Origin of the sequence: Fertoeibacter niger (assembly GCF_009380135.2) — a bacterium.
Classification (GTDB): Bacteria; Pseudomonadota; Alphaproteobacteria; order Rhodobacterales; family Rhodobacteraceae; genus Fertoeibacter; species Fertoeibacter niger.
Window position 1 is genome coordinate 1 of the sequence record NZ_WHUT02000001.1, and the last position, 21,552, is coordinate 21,552.

At 69.8% G+C, this 21,552-nt stretch carries 23 protein-coding genes; 11 read left to right on the forward strand and 12 right to left on the reverse strand.

Annotated elements, in window-relative coordinates; genetic code table 11:
* Positions 1-169: 169 nt before the first annotated feature.
* The 3 genes from GEU84_RS00005 to GEU84_RS00015 form a co-directional block, all read right to left on the reverse strand.
* On the reverse strand, positions 170-400 hold the full coding sequence (locus GEU84_RS00005; RefSeq protein ID WP_152823462.1) for a hypothetical protein: 231 nt from the start codon (positions 398-400) through the stop codon (positions 170-172).
* A gap of 3 nt (positions 401-403) precedes the next feature.
* Positions 404-769 carry a hypothetical protein gene (locus tag GEU84_RS00010; protein ID WP_152823463.1) on the reverse strand — a complete coding sequence of 122 codons (366 nt, stop codon included), beginning with the start codon at positions 767-769 and terminating at the stop codon, positions 404-406.
* A 142-nt stretch (positions 770-911) separates the two neighbouring features.
* Complete coding sequence (locus GEU84_RS00015) at positions 912-1,907, reverse strand: MBL fold metallo-hydrolase (protein ID WP_152823464.1); 996 nt, start codon at positions 1,905-1,907, stop codon at positions 912-914.
* Positions 1,908-1,951: 44 nt separating this feature from the next.
* Between GEU84_RS00015 and GEU84_RS00020 the strand changes: the two genes are divergently transcribed.
* Positions 1,952-3,271: an ATP-binding protein gene (locus tag GEU84_RS00020; protein WP_152823465.1), complete on the forward strand. Its 1,320-nt coding sequence runs from the start codon at positions 1,952-1,954 to the stop codon at positions 3,269-3,271.
* A gap of 160 nt (positions 3,272-3,431) precedes the next feature.
* Here GEU84_RS00020 and gspD read toward each other — a convergent pair whose 3' ends face one another.
* The 5 genes from gspD to gspG all read right to left on the reverse strand — a co-directional run bounded on the left by gspD (position 3,432) and on the right by gspG (position 7,849).
* Positions 3,432-5,390 (reverse strand): type II secretion system secretin GspD, encoded by a 1,959-nt coding sequence (gspD, locus tag GEU84_RS00025; protein WP_241427533.1) that lies wholly within the window; start codon positions 5,388-5,390, stop codon positions 3,432-3,434.
* Positions 5,391-5,434: 44 nt separating this feature from the next.
* Positions 5,435-6,265, reverse strand: coding sequence for a type II secretion system protein N (locus GEU84_RS00030; RefSeq protein ID WP_174539228.1), 831 nt, complete (start codon positions 6,263-6,265; stop codon positions 5,435-5,437).
* A complete protein-coding gene (gspI, locus tag GEU84_RS00035) occupies positions 6,265-6,714 on the reverse strand; it encodes a type II secretion system minor pseudopilin GspI (RefSeq protein WP_174539229.1) in 450 nt (149 codons plus the stop codon). The genes GEU84_RS00030 and gspI overlap by 1 nt, the downstream gene beginning before the upstream one ends.
* Before the next feature lie 8 nt (positions 6,715-6,722).
* A complete protein-coding gene (locus GEU84_RS00040; protein ID WP_174539230.1) occupies positions 6,723-7,187 on the reverse strand; it encodes a prepilin-type N-terminal cleavage/methylation domain-containing protein in 465 nt (154 codons plus the stop codon).
* A gap of 182 nt (positions 7,188-7,369) precedes the next feature.
* A complete protein-coding gene (gene gspG, locus GEU84_RS00045) occupies positions 7,370-7,849 on the reverse strand; it encodes a type II secretion system major pseudopilin GspG (RefSeq protein WP_152823470.1) in 480 nt (159 codons plus the stop codon).
* Between the two features lie 119 nt (positions 7,850-7,968).
* On the opposite strand from gspG, the gene gspL reads away from it, so the two are divergent.
* The 4 genes from gspL to GEU84_RS00065 all read left to right on the forward strand — a co-directional run bounded on the left by gspL (position 7,969) and on the right by GEU84_RS00065 (position 12,551).
* The gene (gspL, locus tag GEU84_RS00050; RefSeq protein ID WP_152823471.1) at positions 7,969-9,090 is read left to right on the forward strand and encodes a type II secretion system protein GspL; all 1,122 of its coding nucleotides are present in this window, start codon (positions 7,969-7,971) and stop codon (positions 9,088-9,090) included.
* The gene (gene gspM / locus GEU84_RS00055) at positions 9,087-9,554 is read left to right on the forward strand and encodes a type II secretion system protein GspM (protein ID WP_152823472.1); all 468 of its coding nucleotides are present in this window, start codon (positions 9,087-9,089) and stop codon (positions 9,552-9,554) included. The genes gspL and gspM overlap by 4 nt, the downstream gene beginning before the upstream one ends.
* 112 nt (positions 9,555-9,666) lie before the next feature.
* Positions 9,667-11,127, forward strand: coding sequence for a GspE/PulE family protein (locus GEU84_RS00060; protein WP_152823473.1), 1,461 nt, complete (start codon positions 9,667-9,669; stop codon positions 11,125-11,127).
* Positions 11,128-11,315: 188 nt separating this feature from the next.
* On the forward strand, positions 11,316-12,551 hold the full coding sequence (locus tag GEU84_RS00065) for a type II secretion system F family protein (RefSeq protein WP_152823474.1): 1,236 nt from the start codon (positions 11,316-11,318) through the stop codon (positions 12,549-12,551).
* A gap of 151 nt (positions 12,552-12,702) precedes the next feature.
* Here the strand turns inward: GEU84_RS00065 and GEU84_RS00070 are convergent, their stop codons facing one another.
* On the reverse strand, positions 12,703-13,344 hold the full coding sequence (locus tag GEU84_RS00070; RefSeq protein ID WP_174539231.1) for a hypothetical protein: 642 nt from the start codon (positions 13,342-13,344) through the stop codon (positions 12,703-12,705).
* 50 nt (positions 13,345-13,394) lie between these two features.
* Between GEU84_RS00070 and GEU84_RS00075 the strand changes: the two genes are divergently transcribed.
* The 4 genes from GEU84_RS00075 to GEU84_RS21285 all read left to right on the forward strand — a co-directional run bounded on the left by GEU84_RS00075 (position 13,395) and on the right by GEU84_RS21285 (position 16,337).
* Positions 13,395-14,549 carry a penicillin-binding protein activator gene (locus tag GEU84_RS00075; protein ID WP_152823476.1) on the forward strand — a complete coding sequence of 385 codons (1,155 nt, stop codon included), beginning with the start codon at positions 13,395-13,397 and terminating at the stop codon, positions 14,547-14,549.
* A complete protein-coding gene (locus GEU84_RS00080) occupies positions 14,546-15,187 on the forward strand; it encodes a type II secretion system protein GspJ (protein ID WP_152823477.1) in 642 nt (213 codons plus the stop codon). Before GEU84_RS00075 ends, GEU84_RS00080 begins: the two co-directional genes overlap by 4 nt.
* Entirely contained in the window at positions 15,187-16,074 is an 888-nt protein-coding gene (gene gspK / locus GEU84_RS00085) for a type II secretion system minor pseudopilin GspK (protein WP_174539232.1), read from the forward strand. Before GEU84_RS00080 ends, gspK begins: the two co-directional genes overlap by 1 nt.
* A 140-nt stretch (positions 16,075-16,214) precedes the next feature.
* Positions 16,215-16,337: a hypothetical protein gene (locus GEU84_RS21285; protein WP_277604722.1), complete on the forward strand. Its 123-nt coding sequence runs from the start codon at positions 16,215-16,217 to the stop codon at positions 16,335-16,337.
* A 325-nt stretch (positions 16,338-16,662) separates the two neighbouring features.
* Here GEU84_RS21285 and GEU84_RS00090 read toward each other — a convergent pair whose 3' ends face one another.
* Positions 16,663-17,106 (reverse strand): iron-sulfur cluster assembly scaffold protein, encoded by a 444-nt coding sequence (locus GEU84_RS00090; RefSeq protein ID WP_152823479.1) that lies wholly within the window; start codon positions 17,104-17,106, stop codon positions 16,663-16,665.
* 120 nt (positions 17,107-17,226) lie between these two features.
* Here GEU84_RS00090 and hisI point away from each other — a divergent pair, with 120 nt between their 5' ends.
* Positions 17,227-17,586 carry a phosphoribosyl-AMP cyclohydrolase gene (gene hisI, locus GEU84_RS00095; protein WP_152823480.1) on the forward strand — a complete coding sequence of 120 codons (360 nt, stop codon included), beginning with the start codon at positions 17,227-17,229 and terminating at the stop codon, positions 17,584-17,586.
* 32 nt (positions 17,587-17,618) lie between these two features.
* Here hisI and GEU84_RS00100 read toward each other — a convergent pair whose 3' ends face one another.
* Both GEU84_RS00100 and GEU84_RS00105 read right to left on the reverse strand, forming a co-directional pair.
* Positions 17,619-18,494 carry an FAD:protein FMN transferase gene (locus GEU84_RS00100; protein ID WP_152823481.1) on the reverse strand — a complete coding sequence of 292 codons (876 nt, stop codon included), beginning with the start codon at positions 18,492-18,494 and terminating at the stop codon, positions 17,619-17,621.
* On the reverse strand, positions 18,491-20,560 hold the full coding sequence (locus GEU84_RS00105; protein ID WP_152823482.1) for a 4Fe-4S binding protein: 2,070 nt from the start codon (positions 20,558-20,560) through the stop codon (positions 18,491-18,493). The genes GEU84_RS00100 and GEU84_RS00105 overlap by 4 nt, the downstream gene beginning before the upstream one ends.
* A 230-nt stretch (positions 20,561-20,790) precedes the next feature.
* Here GEU84_RS00105 and GEU84_RS00110 point away from each other — a divergent pair, with 230 nt between their 5' ends.
* Positions 20,791-21,549, forward strand: a complete 759-nt coding sequence (locus GEU84_RS00110; RefSeq protein ID WP_152823483.1) for an ABC transporter permease — start codon at positions 20,791-20,793, stop codon at positions 21,547-21,549.
* Positions 21,550-21,552: the final 3 nt, after the last annotated feature.

A 21,552-nucleotide genomic window follows, 5' to 3' on the forward strand; every position in this document is an offset into this window, starting at 1 on the left:
AACATGCCCTCACGGGCCTGATATGAGAGCCACTGGCGGGTAGCATGAACCCAAGCAGGCAAAAAGACCTGCTGCGAACCCCTCACATCGCTGGTGGCGGTTGGTGCAGGAGTTTCCACACAGCCTAGGCCCTTGGCGGCTTCCTCGCCCTGCCACAGCGCCGTCAGCATCATTGCCCTGACTTTCGGAAACCCCGGCGGGCCAGCATCCTGTCCACAAAGCCGGGGGGCGTTAGCGGGTTCTTCGGGGGCGGGAACTTGATCGCGCGTTGCCACCCGATCCGGTCCAGATCCTTGCGGTCGAATTCCTTCGCTATCTCGTCCAGCCGACGACCGACTGCAGCCCTTTCCTCTGGACTCAATCCAAATCGCGCGCCGATCCTTGTCGGTTCTTCGTCCATCACCTACCCCGCAAGTTTTCGCGCCAGCGCGACCATGCCCGACGTGGGAAGCGCGTCGAGCCAGCCTATGGCCCTGCGGACATCCCCATCGTTCTGCCGGTCCAATACGCGCCACAGCCGCTCCTGCAAGACCGCAAGCTTGCGCGGCGCGTCATAGCCCCACTCATTCGCCAGCGCCCGATAGGCGGGCACCGTAGCAAGTCGCTGCATATCCTCTTCGCGGAACGGATCCGCGGCAACCGCGCGCCGGTCACACAGCATCGAGAAGGCCGCAGAATGGACCGACACCGGCAAGGCCGCGAAGCTGTCACCCACGGCCACCCGCGCGCCATCAGCCACCACGCTGGATTCACAAGATGAATCCCTCACGCGATTTGTGCAACAGAGCCCACAACCCGGCATGCCTTTGCGTCCGGGCCCCGGCGTCGGCCCTGTGTGCAACCGCAGGAAGGCAGTCATGCAGCGTGCCTGATGGGCTGCGCCCGCAAAACGTGCGACCGGTGCAGGGTGTTCAGCAGCGGCGGAACAGGGCGTCGGGGCTCAGGGCAGGGGATGCGGCCACAACCCGCCTTCCCGCCAGGTCGATCAGATGCGCCAGCAGGTTGCGTTGTGCCGCCGGCCACAGCGCCGGGGCAGTATCGGCATAGACCCGAGCCGTCAGCGCGGCCAGGCTTTGCGGGCCGTCGTCAAGGGCCGCAAGGATTGCGGCCTCACGCTGGCGGCGGTGCGCGGCCAGACCGGCCAGCCGGGCCGCAGCCCCCGTCACCGGCGCGCCGTGGCCGGGATAAAGCACCGCCCAGTCGCGCGCAGCCAGCCGGGCCAGCGATGCCATATAGGCCGCCATGTCGCCATCGGGGGGCGAGACCAGCGACGGGGCCCAGCCCATCACATGATCGCCGGTAAAGCAGCGCGCACCCCAGGCAAAGCACAGATGGTTGCCGAAATGCCCGGGCGTGTGCAGCGCCTCCAGACGCCAGCCGGGGCCATGGGCCAAAGGTGCGCCCGCGGGCTGCGGAATGGCGCGGCCGAAAGCCGCGTCGGGCGCCACCGCTTCCGACGGCACATCAGCCGCAACCACCCCGCCCGCTGTCACCTCTGCCCCGTCGGGCAGGGTCGTGTCGGGGGCAAAGCCCGCATCCACGCCTTCGCCGCCGCCCAGATCATCCAGCCCCGCCATGATGGCGCTGCGCCCGGCGCGGGCCGCGCCAAAGGCCAGCACCGTTGCACCGGTCAGCGCGGCCAATGGCCGGGCCAGCGGAGAATGGTCAAGATGCGCATGGGTCACCAGAATGTGGCTGATCCGCTCGCCCGGGCGCAGGGCCGCCAGCAGCGCCGCACGGTGGGCGGGTAGGTCGGGGCCAGGGTCGATCAGCGCCACCGTGCCCTCGCCGATGATATAGCTGTTGGTGCCCCAATGCGTCATCGGCGAAGGGTTGGGTGCCAGAACGCGCCGCAGGCCGGGTTCCAGCCAGATGCAATCGCCCGCCGATGGTTGTGCGCCGTCCATTCTCGCCCCTTTCGCCCGGGCGCGCGGGCCGCTAGGCTGCGCCCATGTTCCGCCCGCTGAAAACCCTGATGCCGCGCAGCCTTTATGGCCGTGCCGCGCTGATCCTGATCGTGCCCATCGTCACGATCCAGCTTGTCGTGTCCATCAGCTTTATCCAGCGGCACTTCGAACGAGTCACCCAGCAGATGACACAGGGGCTGGCGGTGGACCTGCGCTATCTGCTGACCGAGGCCGACGGGGCGGCCAGCGCGGCAGGGGCGCAGCTGCGCGCCGGTCGGCTGGCGCAGGCGCTGGAATTCACCCTGGCCTATCCGGCCGACTGGAACGGCGGGGCCGACCGGCGCGACATATGGGATCTGTCGGGCCGGGTGGTGGCGCGCACCCTGCGTGAGGCGCTTCCGGCGTTGCTGGCTGTCGATCTTCAGGCCGACAGCCGCGCGGTGCGGTTGCTGTTCTCGACGCGTTGGGGGCCGATGGCGGTGACGGTGGACCGGCGGCGTGTCACGGCGTCCAACCCGCATCAGTTGCTTGTGCTGATGATCTTCGCATCGGTGCTGATGACGGTGATCGCCTATCTGTTCCTGTCCAACCAGTTGCGCCCGATCCAGCGGCTGGCGATTGCCGCCGAAGCCTTCGGCAAGGGTCGCGTCGTGCCCTACCGCCCCCGGGGCGCGGTCGAGGTGCGGGCGGCGGGCAATGCGTTTCTGGACATGCGCGCGCGGATCGAGCGGCAGATCGAACAGCGCACTCTGATGCTGTCGGGCGTCAGCCATGACCTGCGCACGCCGCTGACCCGGCTGCGGCTGGGCCTTTCGATGCTGCCTGAGGATGACGAGACCGAGGCTTTGCTGGGCGATGTGGCCGACATGGAACGTCTGGTCGATGAATTCCTGTCCTTCGCGCGCGGTGACGCGCTGGACGAGGCGGTAGAGGCTGATCCGGTGGCACTGGTGCGCCGGGTGGTTGAAAACGCCCAGCGCGCAGGGCAGGCGGTGACGCTGGGGCAGGCCGAAGGCGCGGCGCTGGTGCGGCTGCGCCCGGCGGCGGTGCAGCGGGCGCTGGAAAATCTGGTGGGCAATGCCATCCGCTATGGCAAACGCGCCGTGGTCAGCGTGGTGGTGACAGACCGCGCGGTGCGGCTGGTGGTCGAGGATGACGGCCCGGGCATTCCCAAGGAACGGCGCGACGAGGCGCTGCACCCCTTCACCCGGCTTGATGGCGCGCGCGACCCCAACCGGGGCGGCGGTGTGGGGCTGGGCCTGTCGATCGCCACCGACATCGCCCGCAGCCACGGCGGCACCCTGCGGCTGGGCGAAAGCGAGGCGCTGGGCGGGCTGAAGGCCGAGATCGTGCTGGCACGGTAGGGCAGAATTTGCCGACATCTCAGCCGGCATGACGCGCAACGCCGGCCACCAATCCACTTAAGGTCTGCCTTGCACATGCCGGGCAGGTTTGCCAACCTTTGGAAGAGGTCAAACAACCGCGCACCGCCGTGCAGGCGGCATCATGGCGCGGGGCACACCCTCAATACAGCCCGTCAATCTCTACCGGCAGGCGGCGCACGGGTTTAGGTTCGGCCAGAAGGCTGCCCTTGTCGCGCGGATCGGCCTCGATGGCCTTCAGCCGCTGGAAGCGGTTGGTCGAAACGTTCGAAACATCCGTGCGGGTGCGCAGGATCGTGGGGCGCAGGAACACGAACAGCGTCTGCTTGCGCGCCGATTCGCCCCTTGAGCGGAAGAGCCCGCCCACGATGGGCAGCTTGCCCAGCCCCGGCACTTCTGACCGGGTGCTTTGCCTGTCATCGGTGATCAGCCCGCCCAGCACGATGGTGCCGCCATTGTCGGCCAGCACCGTGGTCTTGATGCTGCGGCGGTTGGTCACGATGTCGGCGGCGCCTGCCACAGCCGCGCTGGCCAGCGATGATACCTCTTGCGTGATGTCCAGCTGGATCACGTCACCCTGATTGACGCGCGGCACCACCCGCATGGTGATGCCCACGTCGCGCCGTTCGATGGTGCTTTGCGTGCTGCCCTCGCTGGTGAACGACCCGGTGCGGAACGGCACGTTCTGGCCCACGATGATCTCGGCGGGCTGGTTGTCCAGCGTGGTGATGCTGGGGGTGGACAACAGGTTGGCCTTGGTCGATTGCCCCAGCGCCTGTATCAGCAGCCCGTATTCATCCGCCCGCGACAGCCCGATGGAAAGCCCCGTCGGTGCCACCCCGGCAGCGACGGGCGAGCCCAGCAGCGTCAGGATATTGTCCAGCGTCACGCCCGCCTGCGAAAACGAGGTGGCGGCAAAGCCCCCCGGCGGGGCGGCGGCGCCAAAGCCCAGCTGCACGCCCAAAGCCTCGGATATGTCGCCCGACACTTCGACAATCGCCGCCTCGATCAGCACCTGCGGGCGGCGCTGGTCCAGCTCGAATATCAGGGATGCCAGATCGGCCTGCACCTCGGCCCGCGCGCGCACCACCACGGCGTTGCTTTCCAGCACGGGCTGGATGGTGATCTCCTCGGCCGCCAGCGACCCCACGGGCGGGGCCACCAGCCGCACATCGGCCAAAGGCTCGCCGGTTTCGGGGTCCAGCGCGGCCACTTGCGGCGCCAGTGCCTCGGCCACCGGATTGCCCACGGCGGTGGAGCCTGATCCGACAAGCCCGCGCAGCACCTCGGCCATCGAGCTCGCATCGGCGTATTTCAGGTTGTAGACCCGCGTGACCGGCACGGTAGACGGCACCGCGCGGCCCGGCACATCCAGATCGGCCACGATGCGCTGCACCATGGCAAAGGTTTCGGCATCACCGTTCAGGATCAGCAGGTTGGACCGCGCATCCACCGTCACGCGCGGCGCGTTGCCGCCCGTCACCGCCGGATCGGTGCCCAGAATGCTGGTCACGGCCGCGCCCACCTCTGTCGCATCGGCATTGCGGATCGGGATGGTGAACACCTCTTGCCCGTTGTCGCCATCCAGCGCGCGGGCAATCCCCTCGATCCGGCGCACGTTTTCTGCCGTGTCGGTGATGACCAGCGTGTTCGTTTCCGCCACCGCCTCGATATAGCCGAAATTCGCCACCAGCGGGCGCAGCGCGCCCACAGCCGTCGCCGCCGGGAAATTCTTCAAGGGCACCAGCCGGGTGATCACATCCAGCCGACCAAGGTCTGCGTCGCTTTCCACCACGCCGCCGCCCTCGCGGATCGTGGCCTGCGGCACGATGCGCCACAGGTTGCCCGAGGGCAGCGCGGCATAGCCCTGCACCCCCAGCACCGACTGGTAAAGCTCCCAAACGCCATCGACATCCAGGGGCTGCGTGGAAATCACCGTGACGATGCCTGCCACGTTCGGATCCAGCACCAGCGTGCGCCCGGTGATTTCCGACACCTGTTCCGACAGGGTGCGGATATCGGCATCGCGCAGGTTGATGACAAAGCTGGGCGGGGCGTCGGGCGCGTCCTGCGCCACAGCGGGCAGGGGTGCAAAGGCCAACAAAATCAGCGGGACAAGACGAAAAGGATGCAAGACGGATCCGCTCATCGCAAGGGAAAGGACATGACGATGCTTTGCCCGTCACGCTGGATTTCGACCCGGGCCCGCCCCGATGCCGCCACCTCATCGAAATAGCCGCGATCCGCCGCCATGTCGCCCACTTTCTGACCGTTCACGGTTGTGACCACATCGCCGGGACGAAAGCCCGCCTGCCGCACCCCGGGCGAGGCCTGATCGGTGATGCGGTAGCCCTGATCGGTGATTTCCAGCCCCAGCCGGTCCATCACGCCCTGCGCATCCTGCTGGATGGCATTGCGATACCGGGCGATCACCGCATCGGGGGCATTGTCGGGGGCAGGGGCGGCGGCGGCCCCCTGCTGCGGGATCAGGTTGCGCAGGTCGGTGCCAGCGGTGGCAGGGGCCGCAGCACCCGGCTTGGTGAAAGACAGCGTTTCCAGCCGGTCGCCCACGCGCAGCACCACATGGTCGGCCGCCACTGCATGCAGCAGGGCCGCGTCGGTGATGGCCGCCCCCACGGCATAGCTTTGCGCAACAGGCTCCGCCCCCGCGATGATGGCGCGCGAGGCGCTGGCGGGTGTGGCAATCGTGACGCCCAGCAGCGTCAGCCCCAGCGCGGTTTCGCCCGCCAGTTCAGGGGCCGCGGCCTGCGGCTGCGCCGCGCTGCCAAAGGGCGCAAAGGCCAGCACCGGGCCAAGATCGGTGCGCGGCGCGGGCTGATCCGGCTGGGCCATGGTCGCTGGCGGGCGCTGACCGGTCTCGCCCGCCAGTCGCCAGACCACGGGGCCTGCCGCAGCGCCAAGGCTGATCACGGTCAATGCCAGCGCCAGCCAGACCAGAAGGGGCGGCACCCGCATCATCCGCCACCGCCCTGCGGTTGCGCCAGAAATCCGGTCAGCCGGGCATAGGTGGTGCCATCGGCGCTGTCGGCCACGGTGATGTCGATCTGGCTCAGCCCCGGGTCAGTCGTGGCGCGCAGGTCTTCGGTGACGGCAAAGGCAAAGCCCAGCACCGGGCCGGGAGGCTGGGGCGCCACGCCCAACGTCCGCTCGGCCAGATGGTTTTCCGCCACCCATTGCGCCGCCGCCCGCGCCTCCAGCCCGCCGATGCGCGCGATATGTGCCTCGGTCGCACCCAGCAGCGCCACGGCGGATGTGGCCAGCACCGCCAGCGCCACCAGCGTCTCGATCAGTGTGAAGCCCGCCTCAGGCCGGCGGGCAGGGTGTTGCGCCGGCCGGTCCTGCGGGCAGCGCCGGGAGCGTGGCAGCCCCCGCCGCAGTCCCCGTCGCCCTGTCGGAAGCTTCATCCGGCGCGTCATGCCCCGCCCTCCGGCACGGCGCGGGCCGAAAAGCCGTCAAACAGCACCTGCCATCCCGCGCCGCGCCCGGTGATGGCAAACACCTGCGGCCTGCCGGTGGCGCTGGCGCTGATCAGCACCGGGGCCGGGTCAGCCTTGCCCGATGACAGTTCCAGCGGCCCGGCCAGTTCATGCCGCGCGCCAAGGGCCCCGGCGGCGGGTTGCCAGCCCGGTTCATCTTCCTGCCACCGCAGGAAACGATAGCCCCCGGCATCCCAGACCAGCGCCAGCGGCGCACCGGCCACCAGCGCCTCATCCACCCCCAGCGCCAGCCGCTGCGCCAGACGCTGCGCCTCGAACGCCGCCCCCGTGCCCCGGTCGGCGGCATTCACCCCCAGCAGCGTGGCCCCCGAGGCCACGCCGATCACCACCAGCACGATCAGCACCTCGATCAGCGTGATTCCCGCTTGGGGTGGGCGCACCAGCCGCGCGCCCTGCGGGCCCGATGTTCGCCCCGCCCCGCCAAAGCCCGCGCGCATCAACGTCGTTCGCCGCCGGGCTGCCCCGCCCAAGCCTGCCCTTTCCAAGCCTGCCCCTCTCATTCTCATACGGTCAGACATGCATACCGTCGCCGCCCGCACCCCGGTTGACGCGCGGACCCCTGTCATCCGCTGGCCCCGCCCCGGTGGGAAATGTCGGCATTCACACCCTCGCCGCCCGGCTCGCCATCGGCCCCCAGCGACATCAGGTCATAGGGCGCGTTTTCACCCGGGGCGCGGTAGATGTAGGGGCGGCCCCAGGGGTCTGTCGGGGTTTGCGGCAGATAGCCGCCCTCGGCCCAGTTCGGGGGCAGAGGGGCAACGGTGGGGGCCTCGGTCAGCGCGGCCAGCCCCTGCGCGGTTGTGGGGTAGCTGCGGTTGTCCAGACGGTACATCTCCAGGCTGGCGGCCACGGTGCGCAGATCAGCCCCCGCCACCTGCGCCCGCGCCTCGTCGGGCCGCCCGATCACATTGGGCACCACAAGGGCGGCCACGATGCCGATGATCACCAGGACCACCATCATCTCGATCAGCGTCACGCCGCTGTCGGCCCGGCGCGGGCGGCGCGTGCGCCGGGGGGCAAGTGGCAATCTGCGCAGGGGCATGGCGGAACTTTCTGCAAGGTCACTGTGGGTTATACCCTATACGGGTTGAAACTCGCCGGGGTTTCATCGCGTAATCAGATTGCCGCCAATTTCGTTGCGCGGCAAGGAGAGGCGTCCCGATGGCCGAAACCCCCAGCATCGCGGCAGTCCAGCGCCCGGCGCTTCATCTGGTCGTGGCCGGGCCGGCGACGCCCGCCTCGCCGGATGACGGGGCTGTGGAGGGCAGGCACCCCGGCCCGCCATTGCCCGCAGCGCCGCCCGCGCCGCCCGGCGTGGTCTGGCTGCCCGGCGAGGATGTGCTGCTTTTGGCCGTCGAACTGCCGGCAATGCCCGCCGCGCAGCGCCGCGCCGCCATCGGCTTTGCGGTCGAGGACCGCATCGCGCAACCGCTGGATGAGGTGGACGTGATCCTGGGCCCCGCGCTGGGTCCAAGCACATGGCTGGCGGCGGTCGTGGCGCGGAACCGCAGGCCGCAGGCCGGTGGCGCGCGGCTGCTGCCCGACACGCTGGCGCTGCCGGTGCCCGCCGCGGGTTGGGCCGTCTGGGCGGGTGCGCGGGTGCTGGTGCGGCCCGCCGACGGGTCGGGCTTTGCCTGCCGTCCCACCGATCTGGCGCTGTTCTGGGCGGCGGCGGGTGCGCCCCCCATCACGCTTTACGCGGGCGACCTGCCGCCCGGCATGGCCGTCACGGCCCGCGCCGCCCTGCCTGCTGCAATCGCGCCCGCGCTGGCGGGGTTTGATCTGGCGCAGCACCGCCATGGCGCGGGGCAGGGCCTGCCGCGCGGTCTGGGCGCGCTGGCCGCCGTGCTGACGCTGGCGGTGGCCGGGCATCTGGCACTGATGGCAGCCGATGTGCTGGCGCTCTCGCGGCTGTCTGCCTCGCGTGAGGCGGAATTGCGCGTGGCGCTGACCGCCGCAGGCCAGCCGCCCGGGGCCGATCTGGATACTTCGCTGGCCCGCGCGCTGGCCGCGCGTCAGCCCGCAGGGCAGGGCGGCTTTCTGCCGCTGATGGCGCAGGTCTTTGCCGCCATGGCCCCCGAGGCGGGTCACGTCACCCTGCGCGATCTGCGCTATGACGCGGCGGAGGGTTCTGCGCAGGCCACGCTGGATGCGCCCGATCTGGCCACGCTGCAAGGGCTGGAAACCGCGCTGGCCGCCGCCGGGCTGGCCGTGACCGCCGGGGCCGCCACCACCGGCGACGGCGGGGCCGAGGTGCAGATGACCCTGCGGGCGCTGCCATGACGCGCGCCCTGACCGATTGGCTGGCCCTGCGCACCCCGCGCGAGCGGCTGTTGCTGGGGGCCATGCTGGCGCTGGGGCTGGTCTGGCTGGTCCATGCGGCGCTGTGGCAGCCGCTGGCAGCGCGGCAGGCGGCACTCGCCGACCGCATCCAGCGGCATGACCGCGCCTTGGTGCTGCTGCAATCCCAGCCTGCCCGTGCCGCGTCCGCGCCCGCCGACACCCGCCCGCTGAACGTGATCGTCACCGAAACCGCCGCCGCCTTCGGCCTCGTGATCCGGCGGCTGGAGCCTGAGGGCGAAAGCCTGCGGCTGGTGCTGGACGAAGCCCCGTTCGATGCCGTGATCCTGTGGCTGGAGGCGGTGGAGCGTGACCACGGCCTGACGCTTGCCGCGCTTGACCTGCAACGCCGCCCCGCGCCCGGCGTGGTGAATGCCAGCCTGACGCTGGAAAGGCCCGCGCCATGACGCCGCCCACCCAACGCCATGGCGCAAGCCGCCACGCAGCCGCCCCGGTTCCCAGTCGCCCCCGCCTGTGCAGCCGCGCAGACAGGTGCCCCCCGCCACAAAGGCCCGCCCCATGACCGCCCCGCATCCGCGCCTGCCCTACAGCTTTGCCCGCCAGCATGGCGTGATCCTGGAACCGGGGGCCAGCGGCCCGGTATGTGCCCTGCGCCCCGGTGCCCCGGTCACGGCACTGGCCGAGGTGCAGCGGATCGCGCCCGGCCTGACATTCGAGCCGCTTTCCCCCGAGGCGTTCGAAGCCCGCCTTGCCGCCGCCTACCGCGACAATGCCGCCGACGCATCCGATGCCGCAGGGGCCGATGGCGGGCTGGCCAGCCTTGCCGATGCCACGGCGGTGGTGGATGACCTGCTTGACCAGTCCGAGGATGCCCCGGTGGTGCGGCTGATCAACGCCCTGCTGCTGGAGGCGATCCGCGAGGGCGCCTCCGACATCCATATCGAAACGCAGGAACGCAGCCTGAAGGTCCGCTTCCGCATCGACGGCATATTGCGCGAGATGGTGGAACCCAAACGCGCCCTTGCCCCGCTGCTGGTCAGCCGCATCAAGGTGATGGCGAAACTCGACATCGCCGAAAAACGCCTGCCGCAGGATGGCCGGGTCAGCCTCAGGGTGGGCGGGCATGAGGTGGATGTGCGCGTGTCCACCATCCCGTCGCAATATGGCGAACGGGTGGTGATGCGGCTGTTGGACCGTGACGCCACCCGGCTGGGGCTTGACCGGCTGGGCATGTCGCCCCGCGATGCCCAGGTGTTCGCGCGGATGCTGGCCCGGCCCGATGGCATGCTGCTGGTCACGGGCCCCACCGGCTCGGGCAAGACCACCACGCTTTACGCCGCACTTGACCATCTGAACGACAAATCCCGCAACATCATGACGGTCGAAGACCCGATCGAATATTCGGTAGATGGCATCGGCCAGATGCAGGTGAACCCGCGCACCGACCTCAGCTTTGCGCGGGGCCTGCGCGCCATCCTGCGGCAAGACCCCGATGTGATCATGGTGGGCGAGATCCGCGACCGCGAAACCGCGCAGGTGGCGGTGGAATCGGCGATGACCGGGCATCTGGTGCTGTCCACCCTGCACACCAACACGGCCATTGGTGCGGTGGCGCGGCTGACCGACATGGGGGTGGAACGGTTCCTGCTGGCACCGATGCTGGTGGGCGTGGTGGCGCAGCGGCTGGTGCGCCGCCTTTGCCCCGATTGCCGCCGCCCCGATACCGCCAGTGCCGCCGATGCCGCATTGGTCGAAGGGCTGGCCCCCGGCGACGCGCTCTACCGCGCCTGCGGCTGTCCGGCCTGCCACGGCCAGGGCTACCGTGGCCGCTCGGGCATCTACGAGGTGGTGGCCATCACCCGCGCGCTGGAAACACTGATCCATGCCGGGGCGTCCGAGGCCGATCTCACCGCCGCCGCCCGCGCCGATGGCCCCGGCCTGCTTGCCGACGGGCTGCGCCAGATCCGCGCGGGCCTCACCACGGTCGAGGATGTCGCCCGCGTCGCGGCCGAGGTGTAACCCATGCCCCGGCCCCCCGCAGCCGCCCCGCTTTCCCCACCCTCTGCCCGTCCTGCCGTGCTCTGCAAATTCTTGCTGGCCCAAATATCCCCGCCGGAGGCCTCCGCCACTGGCGAACCAGTTTACCGGCAGCGGTGGCGCGACAAGGCCACGCCACCGCCTTGGCCTGTTTTCGCGGGGCCGCCCTGATGGCCGCCTACCGCTTCAAGGCCGTGGATGCCGCCGGGGCCGCGCAATCGGGCATGATCGAGGCGGCCAGCCCGGCGGCGGCGCGTGCGGCGCTGCGCGGGCGCGGGCTGCTGCCGCTGGAACTGACGGCCTCGGTCGTGCCGCTGCGGCCTGCCAAGGCCGCTGCCGGTGCCCCTCCGCCCCCGCCGCGCAGCGGGCCGCGCCTGCCGTTGGCGGCGCTGACGCTGGTCACGCGGCAGATGGCCACGCTGCTGGGCTCGGGCCTGCGGATCGAGGATGCGCTTTCGACCATCGCCGCAGGCCAGCCGCCCAAGGTCGCAGGTGTGCTGTTGACCGTGCGGGCGGCGGTGCTGGAGGGGCGCAGCTTTGGCGATGCGCTGGCCGCCTATCCGCAGGTGTTTTCCGATTTCTACCGGGCCACGGTGCGGGCGGGTGAACAGTCGGGCACGCTTGACCAGGTGATGACCCATCTGGCGGCCTTTGTCGAAAACCGCGCGCGCAACCGCCAGACCGTGCAGCTGGCGCTGCTTTACCCCGCGCTGCTGGCGGTGGTCAGCCTGTCGATCATCACGCTGCTGATGGCCTTCGTGGTGCCCGACATCGTGCGGGTGTTCGCCTCGCGCGGGGCGGATCTGCCGTTCATCACCCGGGCGCTGATCGCCGTGTCGGCGGGGGTGCGGGGCTATGGGCTTTATGCCGGGCTGGGGCTGGCTGTGGCGATCCTTGGCTTTGGCCGCTGGGTGCAGATCCCGGCCAACCGCCTGCGCTGGGATGGCTTTCTGGCCCGGGCGCGGCTGACGCGCAAGCTGGTGCAACGGATGAATGCCGCGCAATTCGCAGGCACGCTGGCCACATTGGTGCAAAGCCGCGTGCCGCTGGTCGAGGCGCTGATGGCGGCGGCCGATGTCACCCCCAACCGGCATATCCGCGCCAAGGTGGCCGAGGTGACGGAAAAGGTCCGGCAGGGCAGCAGCCTGAAACGCGCGCTGGACGAGGCTGCGGTCTTTCCGCCGATGCTGACGGCCATGGTGGCCAGTGGCGAGGCGACGGGCAATCTGGGTGCCGCGCTGGACCATGCCGCCACCGACCAGCAGCGCGATCTGGATGCCTGGGTGCGCGCGCTGGTGGCGCTGGTGGAACCGGCGATCCTTCTGGTGATGGGCGGGCTGGTGATGCTGATGGTGCTGGCGATCCTGCTGCCGATCGTGTCGCTGAACGGGCTGGCCGGTGTGTGAGCGGGGCATTTCGGTGCAAGGGCAGGGCATCTGCGCATGGTCGCCAACGCCCGCCCCGGCAGGCTGCCGGCGCAATGCGGGACTGCGTACCGCGGCAGGTCGCGGGGCAGGGCGGTGCGCGGCCTCATCCGCAACAGCAGCCTGCGTGGCATCAGGGCAGCAGGGCCGCCAGCGGCAACTCGATCTCGCTGTCGGCACTGGCGGGCATGCCGGGCACCAGCGCGGCCCCGGCGGCATGGATGGTCAGCCGCAGGCGGTCATCCTGCGTCAGCAGCGCGGTCAGCAGCGGCAGGCCGGGCGTCTCGCCCGTCAGCACGGCCTGCACCCCGTCGGCGGTGGTGGTCAGTTCGGCCAGCAGGGCGGGGGTGGGCACCGGCGGCACCGCGCCATCGACCCTTGCGCAAGTGCCGGGGGCTGCGCTGATGCGGCCTTCGCCGGTGTAGGCCCCCCGTGCCAGCGCCAGCCGCAGCCCGGCGACCTGCGCCGTGGCGGTGCAGGTGATGGGCAGGCCCGGCATTGCGGCCTCGGCCAGCGCCCAGCCTGCCGTGCCCGCCACCCGGTCAAGCACCAGACCACCCGGGCGCAGCGCCGCTTGCCCGGCCAGTGCGGTGCCCGGCCCCTCGGCCTGCCAACCGGCCACCAGCGCCAGCCCGGTCAGGCTTGCCAGCGCATCGGTATCCCACCGCAGGCTATGGCCACCCTCCAGCCGCAGCGCGCCATGCCACAGCGTGCCCGACAGGCGGTCTGCCGCCACCGGCAAACCCACTTGCTGCGCGGCAAAGCGAAGCGGCATAGTGATGGCAAGCGAGAGCGCGAAGGCCGCCACACCAAGGAGCAGCACCAATGACCCCAGCAGAAACTGCCGCCAGCGCCGCCGGGGCACATCCCCGGTGTGAAACGCATCTGACGCGGCGTGGTCTTGTGCGCTCTGCCTTGGCAAGCTGGGCCGTTCCTTTTCTGGCCGCGCCTCTGGCGGCCTGCGGGGCCCTGCCATCGGGCGGGGGCGGGGGGGCGTCACGGGCGGGCGGGCGCGATGCGGCGCTGCTGTTGCCCCTGACCGGGGCCGCAGCGGCCCTTGGGCAGAATATGGGCCGCGCCGCCAGCCTTGTCACGCAGGGAGTGCCGCCCGAGGATGCGCCAAAGATCCATGACACCGCCGACAGCGCCGAAGGTGCGGCGGCGGCGGCGCGGGCGGCCATCGCGGCGGGGGCGCGGATACTGCTGGGGCCTCTGCGGTCAGACCAGACCCCGGCGGTGCTGGCGGTGGCGGGCAATGTGCCGGTGATCACCTTTTCCAATGACGATGCGCTGGGTCCGCAGGGGGCCTTCGTGATGGGCATCACCCCGGCGCAGTCGGTCTCGACCATGTTCAGCTATGCCCGCGCGCAGGGGGTGCAGCGCATCGCGCTGGTGGCGCGCGACACGCCGCTGGGGCAAGCCTCGGCGCAAGCCGCGCAGCGCATCGCGGCGGCGGGGGGCATCACACTGACCACGGCGCTGCTGCGCGACCCGGGCGCGGGCGGGCTGGTCGATGCGATCCGGCAGGCCAGTGGCGGCACCCTGCCGCAGGCGGTGTTCCTGCCCGATGGCGGCGCCACGCTGACGGCCTTTGCCCGCGCGCTGCGGGGCAGCAGCATGCAGATACTGGGCTCGGTGCAATGGGGGGTGGATGATGTGACCGGCGACGGCAATCTGGCGGGCGCATGGTTCGCCGCCCCGCCGCCCGATCTGTTCCTGCCCTTTGCCGACCGCTTTCAGGTGGCCTTTGGTGAACAGCCGGGCATTGTCGCAGCACTGGGCCATGATGCGGCGCTGCTGGCGGTGGGGCTGGGGGCCAACCGTGCGCTGAACCGCAGGGGGGTGGCGCGGGCGGCGGGTTTTACCGGCGTTCTGGGCGCGTTCCGGTTTCTGGACGACGGGCGCTGCCAGCGCGATCTGTCGGTGCTGGCCATCGAAGGCGGGCAGATCACCCTGCTGGGCGAGGTCGCCGGAACGTGACCGCCCGCCGGCAGGGGCCAGATCCGGGGCCAGATCCGGGGCCAGCTTTGGGGCCAGATCCGGGGCCGGATCCCGGGCTTCGTAAGGGCAATGCGGGCGTCACGCTGATCGAGGTTCTGGTGGCGCTGGCGCTGTTTGCGCTGATCGGCGGGGCGGGGTTTGCCATGCTGGATCAGGTGCTGCGAACCCAGTCCCGCACCGAGGGCAGGCTGGAGCGTCTGGCCGAAATGCAACGCGCCATGTATCTGGTATCGCAGGATTTTGCCCAGGCGCGCGGGCGGTCCCTGCGGGTCGAGGCCACGCCCGATGGCCCGCAGGTCACGCTGCGCCGCGCGGTGCCCCAGATGGCCGAGGGCACCATGACCCTGCGCTATGCGCTGACTGGCGATGTGCTGACCCGCAGCCTGTCGCGCGCCGCAGGCCCGCCGCTGGCGGTGCAGCCGCTGCTGACCGGGGTGGCCGGGGTGGAATGGGTGTTTCACGGCCCCGCAGGCTGGGGGCCGGACTGGCCGCCGCCCGGCACTGTGGCGCTGGCCGGTCAGGCCCCCGCCAACCCCGCTGCCGTGGCCCTGCGCCTGACGCTGGCCGAGGGTGGCAACCTGCGCCGCGTGGCCCTGCTGCCCGCCGAGGCGCGATGATGCGGGGAGCTGCCGCGTGGCGACAGCCTGTGTCGCGGCAGGGGCAAAGCGGCGTGGTGCTGATCAACGTGCTGGTGATCCTTGCGCTGACCTCGGCGATGGTATTCGCCATGATCAGCCTGTCGGATCTGTCGATTGCCCGCAGCCAGCGGTTCAGCGAGGCGGGGCAGGCGCAGGCCTTGATCGCGGCGGGCGAGGCCAGCGCCATGGTGGCCCTGCGCCGCGACATGGAGGAGGGGGCCGCAACCGACCATCCGGGTGAGCCATGGGCCCAGATCGCGCAGGCCGAAGTGCGCATCGACGCCGGGCGTTTCGCGCTGCAGATCGCCGATGCGCAGGGGCTGTTCAACCTCAACAGCCTGCCGGGAAGCGGGGCGGCAGGCGCACAGATCCTGCAACGTATCGTGGCGGTGCTGGATCTGCCCGCCGATGTCGGGCCGCGCATCATTGCCCGGCTGGCGCAGCCCGCGCCGCTGGAACGGCTGGCCGATCTGGTGGCCGAGGCCGGGCTGGAGGATGCCGAGGTGACAAGGCTGGCCACGCTTGTCACCGTGCTGCCGGGCCGGACCGAGGTGAACGTGAACACCGCGCCCGAGGCGCTGCTGGCCGTGCTGGCCGACAACCCCGTGCAGGCCAATGCGCTGGCGGGCCGCCGCGCCCGCAACGGCTTTCTGACGCCGGCGGATGTGGCGGCGGCGCGGGTGATATTGCCGCCGGGCGTGGGCTATACCTCACGGTTTTTCGCGCTGCGGGTGACGGTGACTGTGGGCGAGACGACGCAGACCGCCGCCAGCCTGCTGCAACGCCGCCGCGACGCGGGCGGGCCGCAAGTGGCGGTGATCGCCCGTGACAGTGGACCGGGCGGCCCGGTGCCGCTGCCGGACTAGGGGGCGCAGTTCCAGCCGCAACAGAGGGCCAGAGTGTCATCGGCACAAAATGCCGCTTTGTTCTCAGATGTTCTTATAAAGTTCTTGACGGAATGCGAGTCGCATGAGAACAATACAGCAACATAGAAAGGGAACATCTGATGCTGAAGGAAATCGCCGCCGTGTTCGACCGCTCCTCCGCCACGTTGCTGGAAGACAGCATCGGTGTCGCCGGGCTGTTCTCGCTTCTCATCGCCGCGCTGTGTCTGCCCGGCCTTGTCTGAATTCGTTCCTGCCGGGGGTCTGGCGTGATGCTGCCCTTGCCTGAACACACGTTTCTGCCTGCGGTCTGACCTCGGGGCGCATGTCCCCAACTGCCTCGCGTCATTGCCTCTGACGCCCTCCCGAACAGACACGCCACTTGCCGCCGCCATCCCTTTGGATGAGCGGCGGTTTTTTTTGACTTGGCTCGGGGCGGGTGACGTGCCGCAGCGGCGGCATTGCGCAGCCCCGATCACGCCAACCGGTCACACCGGTCCGATTTAGCCAACCGGTCTGGCCCCCCAGATCGCGCCATCAGATCACGCCGCCCCAGTCACGCCGCCCCAGTCACGCCGCCCGTTCGGCGGCCAGCATCGCCTCGGCGGCGGCCTCGATCGGCAGCAGGATCGAGGCATGGCGGTTCTTGTAGTCCCGCGCCGGAAGCAGCACCTCGAAACCGTCAAACGGCGCTGCGGGCACCGGGCCGCCATCCTTCAGCATGGCGCGCAAAGCATCGCGCGCCGCCTCCACCTCGGCGCGGCTGCGCCCCTTTAGCGCCCGGCCCATGACCGAGGCCGCCGCCTGACCCAGCGCGCAGGCTTTCACATCCTGTGCGAAATCCGCCACCCGCCCGTCGCGCAGCACCAGATCCACCGTCACGGTCGATCCACACAGCGGCGAGCGGCGTTTCGCGCTGCCCTGCGGGGCCGTCAGCCGCCCCAGATGCGGAATGTCGGCGGCCAGTTCCAGAATCCGGCCGGAGTAGAGTTTGATCAGATCGCTGTCGCTCATGCTGTGGTCTGCCTGTTTGCGCTGATGTCCGGCACCGGGCTTTCCTTGCCGGGCGCAGCACCTTAGATAGCCTGCAATCCAGATAGGGCCCTGCCGCCCGTTTGAAAAGGAGCAAGCCCGATGGCCTTCGACCCCTCAAGCCTAAAGTATGATGCCAATGGCCTGCTTCCCGCCATCGCGCAGGACCATGCGACGGGCGAGGTGCTGATGCTGGCCTGGATGAACGCGCAATCGCTGGCAGAAACGCTGGCCAGCGGGCAAGTGACTTATTGGTCACGCTCGCGGCAGGCGCTGTGGGCCAAGGGCGCGACCTCGGGCCATGTGCAGCGGCTAGTGGAGTTGCGGCTGGATTGCGACCGCGACTGCCTGCTGCTGCTGGTCGATCAGACCGGCCCGGCCTGCCACACCCTCCGCCGGTCATGCTTTTACACCGCGCTGCGCGGGGGGGACGAGGTGGAGATCATGGCACCTTTGCCGTAAGGGCAAGATTTTTCGCAGAAAAATCGAGGCGGCTAAAGGCTGGTCAGATCGCCCGCGCTATCCACCAGCGTGATGCGCCCCACCCCGGGCAGCCGGGCGCGGATGCCGGGAATCGCCGCGCGCGGCGCAAAGACCAGTGCCGTTGACAGGCCATCGGCCAGCGCCGCCGTATCCGCCTCGACCGTGACGCTGGACCACAGCGGCGCAAGACCTTGCGGATGCAGGATATGCGCCCGCCCACCGATGGTCATCGCCCCGGGGCTGGAGGTGGCCACCGCCCCGCCGGTGATCTGCCGCTGCGCCAGCATCCCGGCCACGGGGTCGGCCACCCCCAGCGCGAATGGCCCGCCAAGGGCGGCAAATTCGCCGATGTTGATCAGCGCATGGTCAAAGCCGTGCCGCGCCAGCAGCGCGCGCACCGCATCTGTGGCAAAACCCTGCGCGATGCCGTTGAAGGTCAGCGCCTGGCCGGGGGCCAGCACCACGGCCCCGTCATGCCGCACCCGCCGCCAGCCGGTGGCACGCGCTGCCGCAGCCACATCGCCGCCATCCGCCAGCGCCCGCCACAGGGGCTGCACCGTGGGGTCAAATATCCCGTCCGTTGCCTTGTGCAGCACATCGGTCAGGGCGCAGAGCGCGTGATACGCGGGCGAGGGGGAGGCCAACCGCCCCGCAGCGTTAAGCCGCACCAGCGCCGAATCCGCGCGATACAGGCTGAACTCTCGCTCGATCCGGGCCAGCAACGGCGGGATGGCGGCCAAGACGCGCTGGGCTGCCCCGGCCTCGCCCCGCAGCACCACCTCCGCCTCGGCCCCCAATGCGACACCTTGCCAGCGCCAGTCGCCCGCCTGCGCTGCACGCGGCAGCAGCGCCGCCGCCGCCACCTGCAAGAACCGCCGCCGTTTCATTCCGCCACCGCAGGCATCAAGGGCCGCCGCCCCCGCGCGGCAAGTATCAGGGGCACGCAGGCCTTGGGGTCGTCATGGATGGTCACGCAGTCAAGGCACTGGAAACATTCGGCATAGTCGATCTTGCCCGAGGGCTTTATCGCGCCATAGCTGCATTTCACACGGCACAGCTGGCAGGGTGATCCGCATTCCGCCCGCCGCGCGATCCAGTCGCGGCCCCGGATCAGCCCGCCGATGGCCATCACCGCGCCCAGCGGGCAGACATAGCGGCAGAACCCCTTGAAGGTGAACATCCCCAGCACCAGCCAGCCCGCCGCATAGGCCACATAATACCATTCGCGCAGGAAAAATGTGGTGATCGCGGTCTTGAACGGCTCCACCTCGGCCACAAGGTCGACCCGGTCGGGTGCAAGGGCCAGCGTCACCAGCATGCCCGCCAGCAGCGCGTATTTCACCCGCTTCAGCTGCCCGTCCCACAGCACCGACGGCTGCCATTGCGGCAGGCGCAGCAGGCGGCCCAGATGATGCGCAAACTCCTGCAACGCGCCGAAGGGGCAAAGCCAGCCACAGAACAGCCCGCGCCCCCACAGAACGAAACCCGCGATGGTCACGCCCCAGATGGCCAGCGAGAACGGATCATAGAGCAGATAGGCCAGTGAACCGCCCTCGACTCCCGTGCGCAGGGTGGCCAGCGGGGTGACGATGGACAGCTGCCCTTGCCCCCACCAGCCGATGAAGGCGGTGACAAAGGCAAGCACCACCAGCCTGACGGGCGTATATGTGGCCATGGCAGCCAACCGGTGCATCCCCGGCCCCAAGGCCAGCAAAAGCCCCGCCAGAAACACCGCCAGCACCACAAGATCGGCCTGCCGGTTGAAGATCGCCTCGCGCCATGGGGCCAGCCGTTCCACCACGCCGGGGCGCAGAAAGAACCGCTCGGGCGTGGCGTGGGTCAAAGACAGGGTGACAGTGCCGGATTCGGGCTGGAACATGCCGTGTTCCCGCACAGCCTGCACGTTCAGCACCCAGGGCCGCGTGGGGTCCAGCCCCAGCCGCCGGTCGGTGCGCAGGATCATCGCGCTGCCCTCGGGCACGCCGGGTGCGGTGGAAAAGATCAGATCGGCATCGCGCAGCGCCACCGGCAGGCCATCCTGATCCGCCGACAGCCGGTCTGGCGCGGTGTTGCGCACGAAATCGGGGCTGACCAGCCCGTGCCGCCCGGCGTCGATCACCAGAAACGGCTCGTCATGGTCGGAAACGGCCATGAAGCGTTGCAGGTCACGAAAGCCATCGTCATCCAGCACGGCGCGGGCAATGGCGGGCGGGCCGATATCCACCAGCCACAGGTCAAGATACAGGCCCTCGGGGTCGGCCTGCGCCTCAGGGTCGTCATCCGCCCAGAGCGTGCCCGCGAAAGCCGCGTCGATTTCGGCATTCGTCACCCGCAGATTGCGCGCCAGCCCCTGATCCACCAGCGCGGGCCAGTCCAGCGGCTCGGCATGATCCGGGTCGGGATAGGCGGGCGGGGCGGTGCTGATGCCCTGCATCTTTTCGCGCGCCACCTGCAACGTTGCCGCCAGCAGCGATTCATGCGCAATGCGGACCGATGCGGTGGCCTTGGTCACGCCGTCGAGGTAAACCAGATCAGACCCCGCACCGGCCTCGCCGTAAGGTGTGCCCACCACCAGCGCCGTGTTGATCGAATGGCCGCGGTATTGCTCGAAGAACTTGTGGAACGGGGCCTCGCCCAGACCCGAGACGAAAATCGGCTCGTTATGCGCGATCAGCCGCACGTCGATGAACCTGCCCTCCAGATCCAGCATCACCAGCATGTTGATCGGCGCGCCGGAAAAGCCGGGCAGGGGGGCCATCGGTTCTGTTTCAAAGACATAGCCCGCCTCGGCCCCGCCCGAATTGCGCAGCGACCACACCCCATTGTCGTTAAGCGGCTCGCCCAGGGCATAGGGTGGCACGATGAAGGCTTCGATCGCCGATTGCTCCAGCGGCGCTGCAGCCAGCAGCGGGGCGAACAGGAACCACAGGGCAAGGGCCAGAAAGTTGCGCATGGGCCGGACGATAGGCGCATCCCGGCCCCTGCGGCCATAGGACGAAGGTAGAGGCGCATCGCGGGCAGGCACGGCTTAAGGTTCGCCTGCGTCGGATGTGGCGCGGGGGCCACTCATCACGCCTTGGCGGGCGTTTTTCGTTGCGGCGCGCAACAAGCAACCGGCAGCGCGCGGCGGGCGATCCGGCCCGACAGAATGAAACCGCGTCACCCCCGGCGGGCGGAGGAACCATGCGCCAGACAACACGCGACCCGGTGATATTCCTGTTGTCGATGGCCGGTTTTGTGCTGTTCTGGGCGGCGCTGGCCTGGGCCAAGGCCGACCCCCGCGTTCTGCCCGGCCCGTGGGAGGTGATGGTTGAGGTGGCCGATGAGGCCGCGTCAGGCGCGCTGGCCCGGCATGTGGGGGCCACGCTGCTGCGCGTGGCGCTGGCCTTTGCGCTGGCGATGAGCCTGGGCACCGCGCTGGGGCTGGCGCTGGGCCGCTGGCGCAGGCTTGACCGCTGGGCCGACCCCTGGGTGATGATCTTCCTGAACCTGCCCGCGCTGGTGGTGATCGTGCTGTGCTATCTGTGGATCGGGCTGAACGAACTGGCCGCCGTGGTGGCCGTGACGGTGAACAAGACCGCCATGGTGCTGGTGACGGTGCGCGAAGGCGCCCGGACGCTGGACCGCGCGGTGGCCGAGATGGCGCAGGTCTACCGTCTGACCCCGCTGGCCCGCCTGCGCCATGTGGTGCTGCCGCAACTGGCGCCCTACATGGCGGCTTCGGCCCGCAACGGGCTGGCCGTCATCTGGAAAATCGTGCTTGTGGTGGAGTTTCTGGGCCGCTCCGATGGCGTGGGCTTCCAGATCCACCTGCGGTTCCAGCTGTTCGACATCCCCGGCGTGATGGCCTATGCGCTCAGCTTTGTGGCCGTGATGCTGGTGCTGGATTACGGGGTGATCCAGCCGTGGGAACGGAGAGCGGGGAAGTGGCGGGGGGTGTGAGTG